Source organism: Streptomyces panaciradicis (genome assembly GCF_023516615.1).
Classification (GTDB): Bacteria; Actinomycetota; Actinomycetes; order Streptomycetales; family Streptomycetaceae; genus Streptomyces; species Streptomyces panaciradicis.
In genome coordinates this window covers 66,186-79,174 of the sequence record NZ_JAMGBF010000019.1, presented here as the reverse complement: position 1 = coordinate 79,174, position 12,989 = coordinate 66,186, and the positions used below count along the sequence as shown (strand labels likewise).

At 72.2% G+C, this 12,989-nt stretch carries 12 protein-coding genes and 1 pseudogene; 5 read left to right on the top strand and 8 right to left on the bottom strand.

What is annotated here, in order from left to right:
- Positions 1 to 24: 24 nt before the first annotated feature.
- Together M8J74_RS08230 and mshA are read right to left on the bottom strand one after the other, a co-directional pair.
- Positions 25 to 534 (bottom strand): type III secretion system chaperone family protein, encoded by a 510-nt coding sequence (locus M8J74_RS08230; RefSeq protein ID WP_249835762.1) that lies wholly within the window; start codon positions 532 to 534, stop codon positions 25 to 27.
- Entirely contained in the window at positions 527 to 1,864 is a 1,338-nt protein-coding gene (mshA, locus tag M8J74_RS08225) for a D-inositol-3-phosphate glycosyltransferase (RefSeq protein WP_372500133.1), read from the bottom strand. The genes M8J74_RS08230 and mshA overlap by 8 nt, the downstream gene beginning before the upstream one ends.
- A 340-nt stretch (positions 1,865 to 2,204) precedes the next feature.
- Between mshA and M8J74_RS08220 the strand changes: the two genes are divergently transcribed.
- The 3 genes from M8J74_RS08220 (at position 2,205) to M8J74_RS08210 (ending at position 5,817) form a co-directional block, all read left to right on the top strand.
- Positions 2,205 to 2,999 (top strand): class I SAM-dependent methyltransferase, encoded by a 795-nt coding sequence (locus M8J74_RS08220; protein WP_249835760.1) that lies wholly within the window; start codon positions 2,205 to 2,207, stop codon positions 2,997 to 2,999.
- Between the two features lie 194 nt (positions 3,000 to 3,193).
- The gene (locus tag M8J74_RS08215; RefSeq protein ID WP_249835759.1) at positions 3,194 to 4,261 is read left to right on the top strand and encodes a C40 family peptidase; all 1,068 of its coding nucleotides are present in this window, start codon (positions 3,194 to 3,196) and stop codon (positions 4,259 to 4,261) included.
- Positions 4,262 to 4,512: 251 nt separating this feature from the next.
- Positions 4,513 to 5,817, top strand: coding sequence for a PP2C family protein-serine/threonine phosphatase (locus tag M8J74_RS08210; protein ID WP_249835758.1), 1,305 nt, complete (start codon positions 4,513 to 4,515; stop codon positions 5,815 to 5,817).
- 443 nt (positions 5,818 to 6,260) lie between these two features.
- Here M8J74_RS08210 and M8J74_RS08205 read toward each other — a convergent pair whose 3' ends face one another.
- The 3 genes from M8J74_RS08205 to M8J74_RS08195 all read right to left on the bottom strand — a co-directional run bounded on the left by M8J74_RS08205 (position 6,261) and on the right by M8J74_RS08195 (position 8,042).
- Entirely contained in the window at positions 6,261 to 6,599 is a 339-nt protein-coding gene (locus M8J74_RS08205) for a DUF2516 family protein (protein ID WP_283947913.1), read from the bottom strand.
- Positions 6,600 to 6,730: 131 nt separating this feature from the next.
- The gene (locus M8J74_RS08200; protein ID WP_249835757.1) at positions 6,731 to 7,399 is read right to left on the bottom strand and encodes a hypothetical protein; all 669 of its coding nucleotides are present in this window, start codon (positions 7,397 to 7,399) and stop codon (positions 6,731 to 6,733) included.
- 58 nt (positions 7,400 to 7,457) lie between these two features.
- Positions 7,458 to 8,042: a helix-turn-helix domain-containing protein gene (locus M8J74_RS08195; RefSeq protein WP_249835756.1), complete on the bottom strand. Its 585-nt coding sequence runs from the start codon at positions 8,040 to 8,042 to the stop codon at positions 7,458 to 7,460.
- Positions 8,043 to 8,129: 87 nt separating this feature from the next.
- On the opposite strand from M8J74_RS08195, the gene M8J74_RS08190 reads away from it, so the two are divergent.
- Positions 8,130 to 8,642 (top strand): AAA family ATPase, encoded by a 513-nt coding sequence (locus tag M8J74_RS08190; RefSeq protein WP_249835755.1) that lies wholly within the window; start codon positions 8,130 to 8,132, stop codon positions 8,640 to 8,642.
- A gap of 45 nt (positions 8,643 to 8,687) precedes the next feature.
- Here M8J74_RS08190 and M8J74_RS08185 read toward each other — a convergent pair.
- Together M8J74_RS08185 and M8J74_RS08180 are read right to left on the bottom strand one after the other, a co-directional pair.
- Positions 8,688 to 9,179, bottom strand: a pseudogene (locus M8J74_RS08185) (HAD domain-containing protein).
- Positions 9,180 to 9,222: 43 nt separating this feature from the next.
- Positions 9,223 to 9,852: an RraA family protein gene (locus tag M8J74_RS08180; RefSeq protein ID WP_249835754.1), complete on the bottom strand. Its 630-nt coding sequence runs from the start codon at positions 9,850 to 9,852 to the stop codon at positions 9,223 to 9,225.
- A 178-nt stretch (positions 9,853 to 10,030) separates the two neighbouring features.
- Between M8J74_RS08180 and M8J74_RS08175 the strand changes: the two genes are divergently transcribed.
- On the top strand, positions 10,031 to 10,879 hold the full coding sequence (locus tag M8J74_RS08175; RefSeq protein WP_249835753.1) for a nitroreductase/quinone reductase family protein: 849 nt from the start codon (positions 10,031 to 10,033) through the stop codon (positions 10,877 to 10,879).
- Between the two features lie 54 nt (positions 10,880 to 10,933).
- Here the strand turns inward: M8J74_RS08175 and M8J74_RS08170 are convergent, their stop codons facing one another.
- Positions 10,934 to 12,970 carry a HelD family protein gene (locus M8J74_RS08170; protein WP_249835752.1) on the bottom strand — a complete coding sequence of 679 codons (2,037 nt, stop codon included), beginning with the start codon at positions 12,968 to 12,970 and terminating at the stop codon, positions 10,934 to 10,936.
- Positions 12,971 to 12,989 lie beyond the last annotated feature (19 nt).

The following is a 12,989-nucleotide window of genomic DNA, read 5'->3' as shown; positions in this document are numbered from 1 at the left end:
GCTCGGCAGAGTGAGGCGGGTGAGTCAGTCCGTGGGGCGTTCGGTCAGGTGGGCGAAGGCTTCCAGGTTGCGGGTCGACTCGCCGCGGGAGACGCGCCACTCGTACTCCCTGCGGATGGCCGACGCGAAGCCCAGTTCCAGCAGGGTGTTGAAGCTGCCGTCCGCCGCCTCCAGGACCTGGCCGAGGAGGCGGTCGATCTCGTCGGGGGTGACGCAGGACAGGGGGAGCTTGGCGGTGACGTAGACGTCGCCGAGGTGGTCCACGGCGTAACTGATGCCGTAGAGCTTGAGGTTGCGCTCCAGGAGCCAGCGGTGGAACGCGCCTTCGTTCTCGTCGGGGTGGCGGATGACGAACGCGTTGAGCGAGAGGGAGTGGCGGCCGATGAGGAGCGAGACCGTCGTCTTGAGCTTGCGGGTGCCCGGGAGTTGGACGACGTAGTTGCCGGAGGCCGGGCTCTCCCACTCCAGTTCCGCGTCCTTCAGGACCGTCTCGACGATCTGGGCCGCCTGTGTCGCCTGCTCTCCGTCAGCCATGGTGGGAGCGTACGCGACGGCGATGCGACTGCATGGCGGCCGTGTAGACGTCCGCCGTGGCGGCGGCCGCGGTGTCCCAGCCGAAGCACTGGGCGTGGCGGGCCGCCGCGGCGCCCATGCGGGGCGTGAGCGCGGGGTCGTCGGCGAAGGCGCGGAGCACGCGCGCGTAGTCGGCGGGGTTGTGACCCCGTACTAGGTAGCCGGTCTCGGTGTCCCGGACCGCCACCGGGAGTCCGCCGACCGCGGCGGCCAGGACCGGGGTGCCGGCCGCCTGTGCCTCTATCGCCACCAGGCCGAAGGACTCGCTGTACGACGGCATGACGAGGACGGACGCCGCCCTGAACCAGTCGGCCAGCTGGTCCTGGTCCACCGGCGGCCGGAAGCGGACCACGTCCGCGATGCCGAGGCGGGCGGCGAGCTTCTGCAGGCCCTCCGGCTTGGCGAGGCCGCTGCCGCTGGGGCCGCCGACGATGGGGACGACGATGCGGGAGCGCAGGTCGGGGCGGTCGTCGAGGAGTGCCGCCACCGCGCGCAGGAGGATGTCCGGCGCCTTGAGTGGCTGGATGCGGCCGGCGAACACGGGGATCAGGGCGTCCTGCGGGAGGTCCAGGCGGGCGCGGGCCGCCGCCCTGCCGTCCGCGGGGCGGAAGCGGTCGAGGTTGACGCCGGGGTGGACCACCGCGACCTTGGCGGGCGCGGCGTCGTAGTGGCGTACGAGTTCGTCCGCCTCCTCGGAGGTGTTGGCGATCAGGCGGTCCGCCGCGTTGACGATCTGGGTCTCGCCGATCACGCGGGCGGCGGGCTCGGGGGTGTCGCCGTCGGCGAGGTTGGCGTTCTTGACCTTGGCCATGGTGTGCATGGCGTGGACCAGGGGGACGCCCCAGCGCTGGGCCGCGAGCCAGCCGACGTGGCCGGAGAGCCAGTAGTGCGAGTGGACGAGGTCGTAGTAGCCGGGGCGGTGGCCGGCCCATGCCTGCATGACGCCGTGCGTGAAGGCGCACAGCTGGGCGGGGAGGTCCTCCTTGGCCAGGCCCTCGTAGGGGCCGGCGTCGACGTGGCGGACCAGGACGCCGGGGGACAGCTCGACCGTGGGGGGCAGGGTCGCGCTCGTGGCGCGCGTGAAGACCTCTACCTCGATGTTGATCGCGGCCAGGCGCTGGGCCAGTTCGACGATGTAGACGTTCATGCCGCCCGCGTCGCCGGTGCCGGGCTGGTGGAGCGGGGAGGTGTGCACGGAGAGCATGGCTACGCGGCGGGGGCGGCGGTGGAGCCTCAGTCGGCTCACTGGGCGTTCCTCCTTGCTGCGGGCATGCCGGGCGGGGGCCTTCAACCTGGGTGAACAGCGGAGGGAGGCGTTCCCATTCCGGGGGGTGACGTTTTTGCCGAAGCATTACCGGATGTCGCTCAACTGTTCGGGGGTGCGGTGCGTGGTGGGTGGGTGCGGTGCGGTGCGGTGCGTGGTGGGTGCGGTGCGTGGTGGGTGCGAGGTGGGTGGGTGGTGGGCGCGCGGTGCGGTGGGTCGGGGCCGTGCCGGGGGGTGTCCGTCCTCGGTCGGGCGGTGCCGTCGGGTGCATGTGGACGGTGTTGGACGCCCGACACTGCGGGCGGGCACCCCCCGGCACGGCCCCTTCTCGCCGTTGCGCCCGTGGCGGACGCCTACCCTCGTAGGCATGACCGCCCGTGCCATCCATCGCCCCGTGGGGAACGTGACGCGCGGGACCACCCATCCCAATCGGCTGCGCCGGATGGATCGGTGGATCGCGGCGGTGCAGGGGCGGGCCCTGCGGTGTGCCGTCGATCCCGTCGCGGTGGACTTGGGGTACGGCGCCGCCCCGTGGACCGCCGTGGAGCTGCTGGAGCGTTTGCGCGGCGCGGCTCCGCGGACGCGGGTCGTGGGTGTCGAGATCGAGCCCGCCAGGGTCGCCGCGGCCAAGCGCTATGAGCGGGACGGGCTCGTCTTCCTGCACGGCGGGTTCGAGATTCCCACTGTGGGGCGGGCGGTGCTGATCCGCGCCGCGAACGTGCTGCGGCAGTACGACGAGGGGGAGGTTCCCGGGGTCTGGGAGCGGCTGTGCGGGCGACTGGCGCCGGACGGGCTGCTCGTGGAGGGGACCTGCGACGAGATCGGGCGCCGGCATGTGTGGGTCGCGCTCGGGCCGGAGGGGCCCCGCACGGTCACCTTCGCCACGCGGCTGGGGTCGTTGGAGCGGCCGTCGGATCTCGCGGAACGGCTGCCCAAGGCTCTGATCCATCGGAATGTTCCGGGGGAGGGTGTTTATGAGTTTCTGCGTGACTTCGATCGGGTCTGGGCTGCTGCGGCACCCTATGCCTCCTATGGTGCGCGGCAGCGCTGGATGCGGGCCGTGCGGGATCTGGCGGGCGACTGGCCCGTGGTGGACGGGCCCGGGCGGTGGCGGCAGGGCGAAGTGACGGTGGCGTGGGAGGCGTTGAAGCCCCGGGGGTGACGGCTTTCGGGGCTGTGACCTGGGGGGAACGGTTGCGGTGCGGCGTTCGTCACAAAGGCGGGGAGATCGTCACGAGGGGAGGCGGCGGGGGGAAGTTTCGGGTGCGACGGGCTCTGTCGTTTTGCGCCTGACCGTGGCACGATCCCCCGAGCGACCGTAAGTTACTGACGGTAAATCAGGTTTGGGGGAGCGGTATGGGTGCGGGCAAGCGCGGTCTGATCGCGACCGCCGTGACCGTGGTCTGCGCGGTCACCGTACTGGCGGCGCCGGGGACGGCGTTCGCGAGCCCTACGCCCACGCCGAGCGCTTCGGCGACTCCTGTCTCCAGTAGTGAGCTTGAGGCCGTCCAGGCCGAACTCGACCGGCTTTATCACGACGCCGCCGTGGCCACGGACTCCTACAACGCGGCTGAGGAACGGGCACGGACGCAGTCCGCCGCGATCGTCGATCTGGCGAAGAAAATCGTCAAGAGCCAGCAGCGGCTGGACGAGTTGAAGAAGCGGGCGGGGGCCGCCGCCGCCGCGCAGTACCGCGGGGGCGGGCTGCCCGACGAGGCGCAGTTGCTGCTCAGCGACGATCCGCAGGAGTTCCTCGACGGTGCGGGCAGGGTGCTGGAGGGGCAGCGGGCCACCAAGGGGCTCATCGCCGAAATGACCCGTACCCAGCAGGACTTGCAGCAGTACGCGGCGGACGCCTCCGCGCAGTGGAAGAAGCTGGAGGCCAACCGCAAGGCGAAGGACACGGCCCGGAAGAAGATCGAGAAGCAGATCTCGGAGGCCGAGAAGCTTCAAGGGCGGTTGCAGAAGGAGGAGAAGGAGCGGCTCGCGAAGCTGGAGCAGGAGGCCGCCTACAAGGCGCAGACCGCCTGGCTCGACTCCGGCATCCTCAAGGACATCAACGGCAAGGCGTCCGAAGAGGGCAGGAAGGCCGTGAAGTTCGCCACCGACCAGATCGGCAAACCGTACGTGTGGGGCGCCGAGGGGCCGAAGTCCTACGACTGCTCGGGGCTGACCTCGCAGGCATGGCTGAACGCCGGCCGCCCCATCCCCCGTACGTCGCAGGAGCAGTGGAAGCAGCTCAAGCACGTCGACATCAAGGACATGCGGCCCGGGGACCTCATCATCTACTTCGACGACGCCAGCCATGTCGCCCTGTACATCGGTGACGGCGCCATCGTGCACGCCCCGCGGCCCGGGCGGACCGTGACGATCGCGGGCGCCGGGTCCATGCCGATCCTCGGAGTGGTGCGGCCGGACGCGTGAGACCGGCGCCACGTGACGCACGGCACCCGGGGACGGATCCAAACGCCGTGCGGACGTGACCTTCGTCATTCCCGCTGGTGGGCCGACCTGTCCAACTGCGGTACGGATCGCGGCATATGACAGTGGCCGGTGTGCCGGCGACGTGGCCCACACCATTCCGCTCGCCCGCCGACTACCGCTATGGTCCCCGTCGGTGGTTCGAGGTCCCTCGGTCCACCGCGCCCTCGGGGGGAGGGAAGGAACTCAAGACGATGCCCGTACCCATACCGCGGCAGCGAGCGTTCTCGGCCGCGGAGAGTGGTCAGGCGCCGGCCGCACATCGAGGCGGCACCTCCATGGACCCGTCCCCGAGCAAGGAAGCCAAGGTCGACAGCCACGCCGCCACCACACCTCTGACGCTGCTGCTGATCGAGGACGATCCGGGCGGCTCCACCGTCGTACCCGAACTGCGGGACTCGGCGGGCACGCCCGTCCGGGTCCGCACCGCCCGCAACCTCACCGAGGCCGAGCGGCTGCTCACCGACGACGTGCACTGCATCCTGCTCGACCTCGCCCTGCCCGCCCCCGGGCGGGGTGCCGAGAACGACGAGCTCGGCGTGCTCAAGCACGTGCTGCGGCTCGCCCCCCGGCACGCCGTGCTCGCGCTCACCGCCTCCGGCGACGCCGAGCGCGGCGCCGAGGCCGTTCGGGTGGGCGCCCAGGACTACCTCTTCCGCGACGAGCTGGACGCACGGCTGCTGAGCCGGGCGATCCGTTACGCCGTGGAGAGGAAACGTTCCGACACGGCTGAGCGGAGGCTCGCCGAGGGACGGCTGCGGGCGCAGGAGAACCGGCGTCTGGAGCGGGGCCTGCTGCCCACTCCGCTGCTGGAGGGCTCCCAGCTGCGCTTCGCCGCGCGGTACCGGCCCGGGCGGTCGCGCGCACTGCTCGGCGGGGACTTCTACGACGTCGTACGGACGCCGGACGGCACCGTGCACGCCATGATCGGCGACGTGTGCGGGCACGGCCCGGACGAGGCCGCGCTCGGCGTGGAGCTGCGGATCGCCTGGCGCACGCTGACGCTCGCGGGTCTGTGCGGGGACGAGCTGCTGGGGACCCTGCAGCAGGTGCTGGAGCACGAGCGGGCCGACGACGAGATCTTCGCGACCCTGTGCACGGTCGACATCGCGCCGGACGGGCGGCGGGCCGGCCTCTGCCTGGCGGGCCATCCCTCGCCGCTGATCGCGCGGCCCGGCCGGCCCGCGAAGCTGCTGCCGTACGACAACAACGGGCCCGCCCTGGGGCTGCTGCCCGGGGCTCGGTGGCCGCGGACGCAGGTCGAGCTGGGTCCGCAGTGGAGCCTGATGCTCTACACCGACGGGCTCATCGAGGGCCGGGTCGGGGAGGGACTGGAGCGGCTCGGGCAGGACGGCATGGTGGAGATGGTCCGGCGGCTGCTGAGCGAGGGGCTCGGCGGGGAGGAACTGCTGCGGGCCGCGGTGAACGAGGTGCGCGACCTCAACGGCGGCGAGCTGACGGACGACGTCGCGGTGCTGTTGCTGGACCGGGTGGTCTGAGGCCGGCTTCGGGGGTTCGGGGGTTCGGGGGTTCGGGGGTCTGAGGTCCCGGGTGGTCGGAGGCTGGCTCTGGGGGTCTGAGGTCCCGGGTGGTCTGAGGCTAGCTTCGGGGTGGCCTGAGGTCCCGGGTGGTCTGAGGCTAGCTTCGGGGGGGCCTGAGGTCCCGGGTGGTCGGAGGCTGGCTCTGGGGGTCTGAGGGCCCGGGTGGTCGGAGGCTGGCTCTGGGGGTCTGAGGGCCCGGGTGGTCTGAGGCTAGCTTCGGGGGGGCCTGAGGTCCCGGGTGGTCTGAGGCCTCAGGTGGTCGAGGTCCGGGTGGGCATGCCTCCTGGGTGGGCCGACGTCCCGGGTGGTCTGGGGCCCCGGGTGGGCCGAGGCCTCGGGGGTCGGGGCCTTGGCGGAGGGCCTTGGCCGGGGAGCCTCGGCCCTCGCGCGGGGCTTCCGGGTCAGCGGCCGCCGTTGTACGGGCCGTAGGGGCCGTCACTGCTGCTGCCGCCACCGCGGCGGCGGCCGAATCCGCCGCCCGAGACCTGCTTGAGGGCGGGGCGGACGTCCACGAAGAAGACGATCGAGGCCACCAGGCCCGCGAGCTGCAGGAACAGCATCGGCACCAGGAGGTTCACCGCCACCGCGACGCCGAGGATGATCAGCCAGAAGCCCTTGTTCTGCTTGTCGGCCGCCCGGTAGGCGTCGTCGCGGAAGAGCGCGGCCATCACCAGCGCCACCACGGCGAGGATCACCATGGCCAGATAGAGCAGCCCCAGGAACCCTGCGAAGCCCTGCATCAGCACAACGTCCACCACCCGACTCGGCTCGTCCTTACGCCGTCACCGTACCCGGTGCCGTACTCCCGCTACCCGAACAACGGGCCGAGCACCTCTGGAGTGCCCGGCCCGTACTCGTTCACCCGTCCGTGTCACTTGGCGGGCGGCGTGGTCTTCTTCGCGGTGGTCTTGCGGGGAGCCGGCGCCTTCTTGGCCACGGGCTTCTTGGGCGTGGAGACGGCGGTGGCCGTGGCCGGCGTGACCGGCTCGGTCTTGACCTCGACCGGCTCGGCCTTGGGCTCGACGGCGACGGCGAGCTCCTCGACGTTCTCCGCCACGGACTCGATGCCCTCGGCGGCCTCGCCGCGCCAGGTCTTCACGGCCTGCTCGCCGTGCTCGGCGACCTTCTCGTAGGTCTCGCGGGCCTTGACGGCGTACTCGGCGGCGACGCCGACACCGCGCAGGGCGATGTCCTGGGCGGTCTCGCCGAACTTCTTCAGGTCGGCGTCGAGGGTGGCGCCGAGCTTCTTGAAGTCACCGTCGAGGGTGCTGATGAACTCGTTGACCTTGGCCTGGAGGGACTCCTGCGTCTCCTTGACGCGGGCCTGCGCCTCCTTGGCCCTGGCCTGCGCCTTCTCCTGCACGGCCTTGGTGTCGGTGTTGCGCACGGCCTCGATGCGGGCCGGGGCCTCGGCACGCAGCTGCTCGACGAGCCCGGGCACCTTCTTGGCCTGCTGGAGGGCGAGGTCCGCGGTACCGGCGGCGAAGTAGAGCGGCGTCGGGTTGCTGAGGGTCTTCTTGAGGTCGTCGGTGATGGCCATGACGATGGTCCTTCCCGGTCGCTTTCAGCTGAGGGTTTTGGGTCCCGGGCAGTTCTGCTCAGCCGGCAGGCTGCTGCGGGTCGTGCGGTTCGGCGTCGCTGCCGTCGGACGTGCGGGTGCGGCGCGCGGCGTCCTTGCGTCCGCCGGCCGCGCGGGTCTCGGGTGCCTTCCGGTCGCGGCGTACGACTGTGTCGTCGCCCTCGGTGTCCACCGTGCCGTCGCCGGACCGGACGGCCTCGACGACCGCGGCGTTGGTCCGGGCCGCGTCGTCCTCGTCGCCGTCCGCTTCGGCCCCGAAGCCGTTCTCCTTGCGGAACGACTCGTAGATCTGCAGCAGCACCTGCTTCTGCCGCTCGTTCAGCGTGGGATCGGCGAGGATGACGGCGCGCGTCTCCACCTCGTCCCGGTCCCGCTCGGCGTCGAGGATGCCGGCGCGGACGTACAGCGTCTCGGCGGAGATCCGCAGGGCCTTGGCGACCTGCTGCAGCACCTCCGCGCTCGGCTTGCGCAGTCCGCGCTCGATCTGGCTCAGGTACGGATTGGACACCCCGGCGGCGTCGGCGAGCTGCCTGAGCGACAGCTGCGCGTTGCGCCGCTGCTCGCGCAGGTACTCACCGAGATTGCCGACGTTGAGCGATGCCATGACTCCACTGTGCACCCTTGCGCTAACTATTGCAAGCAGCTGCTTGCAATAGTGCGCTAGACCACTCGGTCGGGCTAGCGTGACGCCATGATCGTGTGGATCAACGGCACCCACGGCGTGGGCAAGACGACGACGAGTGCCCTCGTACAGCGGCTCCTACCGGGGTCTCGGGTGTTCGACGCCGAGAAGGTCGGCGAGACGCTCATGGACATCCGGCCCGGGCTGCCCGAGACGGACAACTTCCAGCACTGGCCGCCGTGGCGGCCCCTCGTGGTCGAGACCGCCCGCCGGGTCCTCGACTACACCGGCGGCACCCTCGTGATGCCCATGACCGTCCTGGTCGAGCGGTACTGGCGCGAGATCAGCGCCGGACTCGCCGTCCCCGTACGGCACTTCGTCCTCCACGCCGACCAGGAGACGCTACGCCGGCGCATCGAGGGCGACACGGTGATGGGCCCCTCCGCGTTCCGCCTCCGGTACCTGGAGCCCTACGCCGAGGCCGCCCGCACGTGGCTGCACGCCGAGGCCGAGGTCGTCGACACGACGCGCCTGACGCCGGAGCAGGCGGCCGCGCGGATCGCCGGGGCCGTCGGGAAGTGACCCGCGCCCGGCGCCGGAGTCATTCCAGCACCCCGAAGCCGTCGGTCACGCGAGTTCGGCCGGACTCCGCAGCCACTCCCTCACCGCGGCGAGGTCCCCGTCCGTCACCCCGTGCCGGTGGTCGACCCGGTGGAGCAATGCCGGCGCCGGGTGATGGGCGGCCACCCAGGTGCGGTCGGTCGCGGTGAGTTCGTCGTCGAGCCAGACGAAGGGGCGGCCGGCCGCCCAGGCCACCAGCGGACGGGTCTTCCAGTGCAGCCGGGCCGGTTCGTCCTCGGCGTCCGGCCAGTCGACGACGGACAGCGGGGGCAGTCCGAGCCAGGGGGCGACGCAGGTGTTCGCGTCGTCCAGCCACGTCGTGGCCCACACCAGCTCGCACCCGGCGCCGCCAGCCGGACGCCGAGCCCCGGGTCGATGCGGTCCAGCAGCGGATGCGCCGCCGCGGCGCCGGGCGGAGCGGAGCGCGAGGTACGACGGGTAGGGCGTCGCCGCTCCGAAGGGCAGGAGCGTTCCGTCGATGTCGAGGAAGAGAAGCATCAAGGACAGCATCGGCGACGGAGGGCGGGGGAGGAAACGGGCGTCAGTCCTCGAAGCCCTGCTCCGCGAGGATCTTGTCGATCCGCGCCCGGTGCGCCTGCTCCCACGCCTCCAGCGGCTCGGCGGCCTCCTTGGCGAGCTTGGCGCGGGCGGCCGCCAGGATCTCGCCGGCTCGCGCGGCGGGGACGACGACCACGCCCTCCTCGTCGGCGACCACGATGTCACCGGCCTCGACGCGTACGCCTCCGCAGGTCACCGGCTCGTTCAACGGCGTCGCGGCGGCCTTGGCGCCCGGGATCGGGATGACGCCGCGGGCGAAGACCGGGAACCGCGCCTCCCGGACCTCGCCGAGGTCGCGGATCAGTCCGTCCAGGACGAAGCCGGCGACGCCGCGCCGCTGGGCGACGGCGCACACGTTGCCGCCCGCCAGCGCCCAGTCGGTGTCCCCCGACTCGACTACGACGACCGATCCGGCGGGCGCCCGGTGGATGGCCGCGTGCAGCATGAGGTTGTCGCCCGGAGGGCAGCGCACGGTGAAGGCCGGACCGGCCACCCGCCCGACGGGCCCCCACAGCGGGCGGATCCCGATGTCCATGACCTGCCGCCGGCCGAGCAGGTCGGCGAGGGTGGTGGCGGGGACGGACCGGAACGGGAATTCGCTGGCGTCAGTCATGAACGCGACGCTACCGTCCCTTCCCATGACTGCCGGGTCGGCCTTGTGCCGTGAGCGAGTTGGGTGCCCGGCCTCTGAGTGAGGCCGGGGCGGGCCAGGAGCCCGCCGCCTTCTCTGCACCGCCTTCGGAACCTCCCGAGATTCCCGCCGCAGCCGCAGAGAAAGCAGCACCCACCCCATGCCCAACGACTTCAACCAACAGGTCATCGACGAGTTCCGCGCCAACAAAGGCCGCCTGACCGGGTACTTCGCAAAAGCCCGGCTCCTTCTGCTCACCACCACCGGCGCCCGCACCGGCACCCCGCACACCACCCCCGTCGGCTATCTCCCCGACGGAGACGGCCGGGTCCTCGTCATCGCCTCGGCCGGCGGCTCGGACCGGCACCCCGACTGGTACCGCAATCTCCTCGCACACCCCCAAGTGAGCGTCGACAGCGGGGTGTTCCGGTACGAGGCCCGGGCCGTCGTCCTGGACGGCGAGGAGCGGGAGCGCGCCTGGGCGCGTGCGGTGGAGGCCGACGCGGGCTGGGCGGCGTACCAGAGGAAGACCGAACGGCTCATCCCCGTCGTCGCCCTCCACGAGATCGCCCGTCCCGGTCCCCCGGACATCAACGCCTCCTCCCCCGGCGAGGCGATCAGGCTCGTCCACGACGTCTTCCGCCGCGAACTCGCCCTGATCCGCGAGGAGATGGCGAACGGTACGGGCGGCAGCACCCTCGGCGCCCAGCTCCGCGTCAACTGCCTGACCTTCTGCCAGGGCCTGCACACCCACCACGCCGGCGAGGACACGGTCATGTTCCCGCTGCTCGCGGACCGCCATCCCGGGGCCGCCCCGGCCTTGCGGCGGCTGCGGGAGGAGCACGAACGCATCGCCGTCCTCGTGGCGGACCTGCGCCGCGCCGTGACCGACGGCACCGGGGACCCGGCGGCCGCCCGCGCCGAGGTCGAGCGCCTGACCCTGGAGCTGGAGGCCCATCTGACCTATGAGGAGCAGGAGTTGATCCCGCTCCTCGACGCGGGGAACTGATCGCGGCGCACGGGCGGCCGGGGCCAGGGCATGTGTCGACTTTCGACACGCGTCCTAGAACGGCAGCGGCCGCCCGTGCACCACGTCCAGCCGTGACACCGCGCGGGTCAGGACGACGTACAGCCGGTGCAGTCCGCGCGGCTCGGCCTCCGCGATCGCGGCCGGTTCTACGGCGACGACATGGTCGTACTCGAGTCCCTTGACCACACTCGCCGGTAGGACGGCCACGCGGGCGCCCAGCTCCTGCGGTCCGGCGGCCGGGATGCCGGCCGCCTCCAGCGCGGCCCGCACCGGCTCGGCGTCCGCGTCGGCGGCGACGACGCCGACGGACCCCTCTCCGCGCAGCGCGTCCCGTACGGCGTCCACGACCCCGGCCGTCACCTCCCCCGCGACCGCCCGCACCCTCAACTCCCCGTCCTGGCGCAGGGACCGGCCCGGCGGTACGTCGACGTCCAGCCGCTCCAGGAGCCGGTTGGCGAGCGTGACGACGGCCGCCGGCACCCGGAACCCGGTGGTCAGCGGCACCACGGCCGCTTCGGGCTTGCCCAGGTGGCGCAGGCTCGTCTCCCACGACCGCGCGGCCCAGGGCGTGGTGCCCTGCGCGAGGTCGCCGAGGACGGTGAGCGATCCGAAGGGCACGCGCCGAGCGATCGCCCGGCACTCCATCGGGGAGAGGTCCTGGGCCTCGTCGACGACGACGTGGCCGTAGCCCTCGGGGTGCTCGACGAGCCCGGCGACCTCGTCCAGCAGGACGAGATCGGCCGACGACCAGCGGGCCGACTTCCAGGACCGCGGCGGCCTGTCCCACAGCAGGGCCCGCTGCTCGGCGGTGTCGAGGAGCCCAACGGCGGCGGCACTCAAGTCGTCCTCGTCCGACAGCAGTTGGGCGACGACCTCCTCGGGCCGCACGCGCGGCCACACCGTGTCCAGGTAGGCGGTGATCGCCCGTGCCCGCGAGATCCTCTGCACCCACGCCCCGCTCTGCGGTCCCGCCCGTCGCTCGGCCTGCAGCTGCACGGCCCGCACCACCCGCGACCGCACCCGCTCGCGCCCGGTCGCGTACGGCGGCTCCTCCGCCCGCACGTCCGCCACGATCCGCACGAGTTCACCGGCCGGCACCCGCCACCGGTAGGACCCGTCCGCGATCTCGACGGCGTCGACGCCTTCGGCCGACACACGCGCGTAGAGCGCCCGGCGCAGCACCTCCGCCATGCGCGCGTCGTGCTTGAGGGCGGCCGCCGTGCCGCTGTCGTACCCCTTCACAGGATGCCGGGCGATCTCCTCCTGGAGCGTCGACTGCCGCACACCGGTCTCGCCGAGGGCGGGAAGCACCTCGGAGATGTACGACAGGAAGGTGCGGTTGGGGCCGAGGATGAGGAGTCCGCCGCGCCGGATGCGCTGTGGGTGGGTGTAGAGGAGATAGGCGGCCCGGTGCAGTCCGACGGCGGTCTTCCCCGTCCCCGGGGCGCCCTGCACGCACACCGACAGCCCCAGAGCCCCTCGTACGAGATCGTCCTGCTCGGGCTGGATGGTCGCCGCGATGTCCCGCATCGGTCCGACGCGGGGGCGTTCGATCTCGCGGGCGACGATGTCGCTGACGCGTGACTCGCCCCGTGCGAGGTGCTCGTCCTCGAACCCGGTCAGGTCCGCCGAGTCGCCCGTGCTGCCGGGTGCCCAGCCGAACCGCCGCCGGTTCGCCACGTCCTGCGGGTCGCGGGCGCTCGCCTGGTAGAAGGCGCGGGAGACGGGGGCGCGCCAGTCGACGACGAGGGGCGGGAGGGTGGGCTGCTCGCTGATCCGCAGCCGCCCGATGTGGTAGCTCTGCCCGGCGTGCTCGCCCGCGTCCTCGGCGTGGTCCAGCCGTCCGAAGAACAGGGGGCCTTCGGGCAGCTCACGCATGTGCTTCGCCTGGCTGCGCAACCGGTAGCCCAGGACTTCGGCGTCCGCGCCGGAGGCGGAGACGTCCTCACCGACGACGACCTGTTCCTGGGCGCCGTCGACCATGGCGGCGAGGGCGGCGCGACAGCGGTCGTGGTGGGCGCGTTCTTGGTGGAGGGAGTCGGTCAGGGCGGCGGGGTCGGCTGACGTCATGGGGACGAGGGTACCGACA